The sequence below is a fragment of the Bradyrhizobium sp. UFLA01-814 genome, assembly GCF_046718885.1.
Lineage (GTDB): Bacteria > Pseudomonadota > Alphaproteobacteria > Rhizobiales > Xanthobacteraceae > Bradyrhizobium > Bradyrhizobium elkanii.
Genome location: NZ_JAQOSR010000319.1, coordinates 1 through 4228, shown reverse-complemented (window position 1 = coordinate 4228; position 4228 = coordinate 1). Strand labels below are relative to the sequence as shown.

At 64.0% G+C, this 4228-nt stretch carries 4 protein-coding genes; 1 reads left to right on the top strand and 3 read right to left on the bottom strand.

Translation table 11 applies throughout. The features are described from left to right. The 3 genes from PMN64_RS42265 to PMN64_RS42255 form a co-directional block, all read right to left on the bottom strand. Positions 1-557 (bottom strand): DMT family transporter (locus tag PMN64_RS42265; protein WP_411785039.1); only part of this gene is annotated, 557 nt, incomplete at its 3' end. A gap of 392 nt (positions 558-949) precedes the next feature. Then, positions 950-2008 (bottom strand): phosphotransferase family protein, encoded by a 1059-nt coding sequence (locus PMN64_RS42260; protein WP_018272167.1) that lies wholly within the window; start codon positions 2006-2008, stop codon positions 950-952. A gap of 135 nt (positions 2009-2143) precedes the next feature. After that, complete coding sequence (locus PMN64_RS42255; RefSeq protein WP_411785038.1) at positions 2144-3376, bottom strand: acyl-CoA dehydrogenase family protein; 1233 nt, start codon at positions 3374-3376, stop codon at positions 2144-2146. A 269-nt stretch (positions 3377-3645) separates the two neighbouring features. Between PMN64_RS42255 and PMN64_RS42250 the strand changes: the two genes are divergently transcribed. Continuing rightward, positions 3646-4228, top strand: a 583-nt coding sequence (locus PMN64_RS42250; RefSeq protein ID WP_411785037.1) for a TetR/AcrR family transcriptional regulator, incomplete at its 3' end; no start/stop codon positions are given.

Below are 4228 nucleotides of genomic sequence, written 5' to 3'. Positions count from 1 at the left end.
GGGACAAGGACGACAGCACCCGCCGTCGTCACGGTCACGGTGGTGAGCAGCGTGATGAAGACGGTCGGCAAGTGCTTCGGGATGCGGCGCGTGGCGAGATCGCGTACCGCGCAGAATCCGACCGACGCCAGCGCCAAGAGCGCAGCCTGGCTAAAGCCTTCCGCGCCGGGCCGAACGATGACCAGTACGCCGATGAAGCCGGCGGCGATCGCCAGCCAGCGCCGCCAGCCGACCGGCTCGCCGAACACCAGCGCGGCGCCGAGCGTGATGACCAGCGGCAGCGCCTGGAAGATCGCCGAGGCGTTGGCGAGCGGTATCTGCGAGATCGCCGAGAGATAGGTCAGCGTGCCGCCGATCTCGCCAAGGACGCGCAACCCGACCGGCCAGATCAGCAGCGCGCCAAAACTGCGCAACGCGTCGCGGTACCAGGCGAGCGCCGCGACCAGCACCATCGCGACCACGCCGCGGACGAGCAGGATCTCCCCGATGTTGAGCTCCGCCGACACCGCCTTGGTGATGGTATCGTTGACCGTGAAGCTGGCCATGGCCGCAGCCATGAACAGGCTGCCGCGAAGATTCGAGGAGAGGGTCAAAATGAAAATGTCCGATCAGGACCAGGGCGGGCGTTGACCGGACTGACTTGCCAAAGCGGCAGCGCGAACTCAAGTCACAGATGGCTACAATGCGGAAACATGCCGCACCTTGCAGCGGCGGCGCGAACTTGCTCCCTCGCCCCGCTCTTGCGGGGTCGAGACGAGCGCAGCTCGCTCTTAGAGGGTTGGGGTGAGGGGCTACCTCGGCAAACCCGGTGACAGATGAACTCGCGGAGAATCCCCCTCACCCGGATCGCATTTCGCTTCGCTGCATGCGTTCCGACCTCTCCCCGCAAGCGGGGCGAGGTGAAAAGAAAAGCGGCGCGAACCCTGTGGGATCGCGCCGGTTTCCTGGATCAGGTTGCGCCGGCCTTCTGCGCGTATTCCCATGACGCCTGCGACAGCGGCACCGTGCGCTTGGCCGACTCGAGGGCCTTGGCATTCGACGCGGTGCCGTCGCGCACCCGCCCCGCGATGCCTTGCGTGATGCCGGCAAGGCGGAACAGATTGTAGGAGAAATACCAGTTCAGGTCGGGCACCGGGATGCCGGTCACGTCGCAGTAGATCTGCGCCGCCTCATCCTGGCTCGGAATGTTCAATGCCTTGAGGTCGGCATTGACGAGGCCCGGCATGGTCCACTGCATCAGCAGATAGGTGAAGTCGGCCATGGGATCGCCGAGCGTCGACAATTCCCAGTCGAGCACCGCCTGCACCCGCGGCTCGGTGGCGTGGAAGATCATGTTGTCAAGGCGATAGTCGCCATGCACGATCGAGACGCGCTTCTGCTCCGGAACGGTTTTCGGCAGCCACTCGGCGAGCTTCTCGAATTCGGGAATGTGCTGCGTTTCGGAGGCGCGGTACTGCTTGGTCCAGCGATCGACCTGTCGCGCGAAATAATTGCCGGGCTTGCCGAAATCGCCGAGGCCGATCGCCTCGGGATTGAACAGATGAAGCTTGGCCAGCGTCTCGATCTTGCTGGCGAAGATCTTGCGGCGCGCGTCGGGCTCCTGGGTCGGTAGCGTCGGATCCCAGAACACCCGCCCCTCCTCCATCGACATGATGTAGAAGGCCGAGCCGATCACCGCGTCGTCGGTGCACAGCGCGTAGGCTTTCGCGACCGGGAAATTCTGCTTGCCGAGCGCCGCGATCACGCGGAACTCACGATCGACCGCATGCGCCGACGGCAACAATTTACCGAACGGCTTGCGCCGCATCACGTAGTTGCGGCCGGGGGTCTCGAGCTTGTAGGTCGGGTTGGATTGGCCACCCTTGAACTGCAGGACCGTGAGCGGGCCCTGATAACCCTCGACGTGTTCCCTCATCCAGGCGTCGAGACTGGCCTCGTTGATACGATGGCGCTCCTCGACTTCCCTTGTGCCGGAAAATTCTTCGTCTTTCCTGACGCCGTCCGCCACGATGACGCTCCCTCAACTCGATTTTTCAAGGAGCGCGTCGGGGCGCTCCCTCAATCAGGCTGGCACGCCAGCCTGATCTCTCTTTTTCATTCTGAGCACGATGTGCGCGCGAACGCCATGCGTTCCGCATCATGCTCAGTGCGACGTGTTTGCATACTTCCGAAGTTCAAGTCTGGCAATGGCGCGATTGTGCACTTCGTCCGGACCGTCGGCGAGACGGAGCGTGCGGATGTGGGCATAGGCGCGGGCGAGGCCTGCTTCGTCGGAGACGCCGCCGCCGCCATAGGCCTGGATCGCCTGGTCGATGATCTTCAGCGCCATGTTGGGAGCCGCGACCTTGATCATCGCAATCTCGGCCTGCGCGGTCTTGTTGCCGACTTTGTCCATCATGTCGGCGGCCTTGAGGCAGAGCAGACGGTTCATCTCGATGTCGGCGCGGGCCTCGCCGATGCGCTGCTCCCAGACCGAGTGCTCGATGATTTTCTTGCCGAACGCGGTGCGCGAGGCGAGCCGCTTCACCATCTTCTCCAGCGCCTCCTCGGCCTGGCCGATGGTGCGCATGCAGTGATGGATGCGGCCCGGACCGAGACGGCCCTGCGCGATCTCGAAGCCGCGGCCTTCGCCGAGCAGGATGTTTTCCTTCGGCACGCGGACGTTCTCGAGCAGTACCTGGGCGTGGCCGTGCGGCGCATCGTCGAAGCCGAACACCGGCAGCATCTTCTCGACCTTGATGCCGGGGGTGTCGAGCGGCACCAGGATCTGCGACTGCTGCTGATGCTTGGCGGCGTTGAAGTCGGTCTTGCCCATCAGGATCGCGATCTTGCAGCGGGGATCACCGACGCCCGACGACCACCATTTGCGGCCGTTGATGACGTAGTGGTCGCCGTCCTTCTCGATGCGGGTCTCGATGTTGGTGGCGTCGGACGAAGCGACCGCCGGCTCGGTCATCAGGAAGGCGGAGCGGATCTCGCCGTCCATCAGCGGGCGCAGCCATTTGCGCTTCTGCTCCTTGGTGCCGTAGCGGATGAACACTTCCATGTTGCCGGTATCGGGGGCGGAGCAGTTGAACACTTCGGACGCCCAGGAGATGCGGCCCATCTCTTCCGACAGCAGCGCGTATTCGAGATTGGTCAATCCCGCGCCATGGAATTCATCGTCCTCATGCGAGGACGGCGGCATGAACATGTTCCAGAGACCTTCGGCCTTCGCCTTCTTCTTCAGATCCTCGAGGATCGGGATCACCTTCCAGCGCGGGCCTTCGGCGTCCTGCTTGTCGTAGATCGGCACGGCGGGGCGAACATGCGCTTTCATGAAAGCCTGAACGCGCTCCAGCCACTCCTTCTGCTTGGGCGACAGCGTGAAATCCATGGGACGCTCCTCGTTTCCTAGACTTGGGCCGCTGACCCGGGCGGATGACCTGGGACGTAGCCATTTGTCGACATTGTTGACCCCGCCTCCGCGGCTCGCAAGGGCGTTCGCGGAAGGGCGGCGCTGGTGTGCCAGAAGACCGCCCGCAATGCGCGGATTGACATTTCCGGCTCTTCAAACGATAGTTTCATACAAATGTTTGAAATGCAACTCCCTGTCGTCTTCGTCATTCCCCGGCGTACCGCGGAATAACGGAAAGGCTCCCAGCCATGGCCAGCGACCAGACCCGATCCGCCATTCTCGCCGCCGCCGAGCGGCTCTATGCCGACCGCGGCTTCGGCGACGTCACGCTGCGCGACATCGTCGCGGAGGCGAACGTCAACCTCGCGGCGGTGAACTATCATTTCGGCTCCAAGGACGAATTGATCGCGGAGTTGTTCGTCACCCGCAGCATCCAGACCAACCGCGAGCGCCTCAACGAACTGCGCGCGGCGGAGGAAAAAGGCGGCGGCCGCGCCGCGATCGAGGACATCATGCGCGCCCTCGTCGGCCCCACCCTGCGCGGCTGCCTCGGGCCGGATCGCGAGGGCTCGACCGCGGCGCGCTTCATGATCCGCGCCTCGATCGAATCCGTGCCGCCGATCCGCCGCATCAAGAATCGCGAGGTCGATCACTTGCGCAAATTCGCCGCCGCGATGCGCCGCGCGATGCCGGCCGGCAGCGACACCGAGCTGTATTGGGGCCTGCACTTCGCGCTCGCGATGGCGCACCACACCATCCGCGAGAAGGAACGCCTGCTGCGGCTGTCGGAAGGCAAATGCGACCTCGACGACGTCCGCGCCATCATCGACC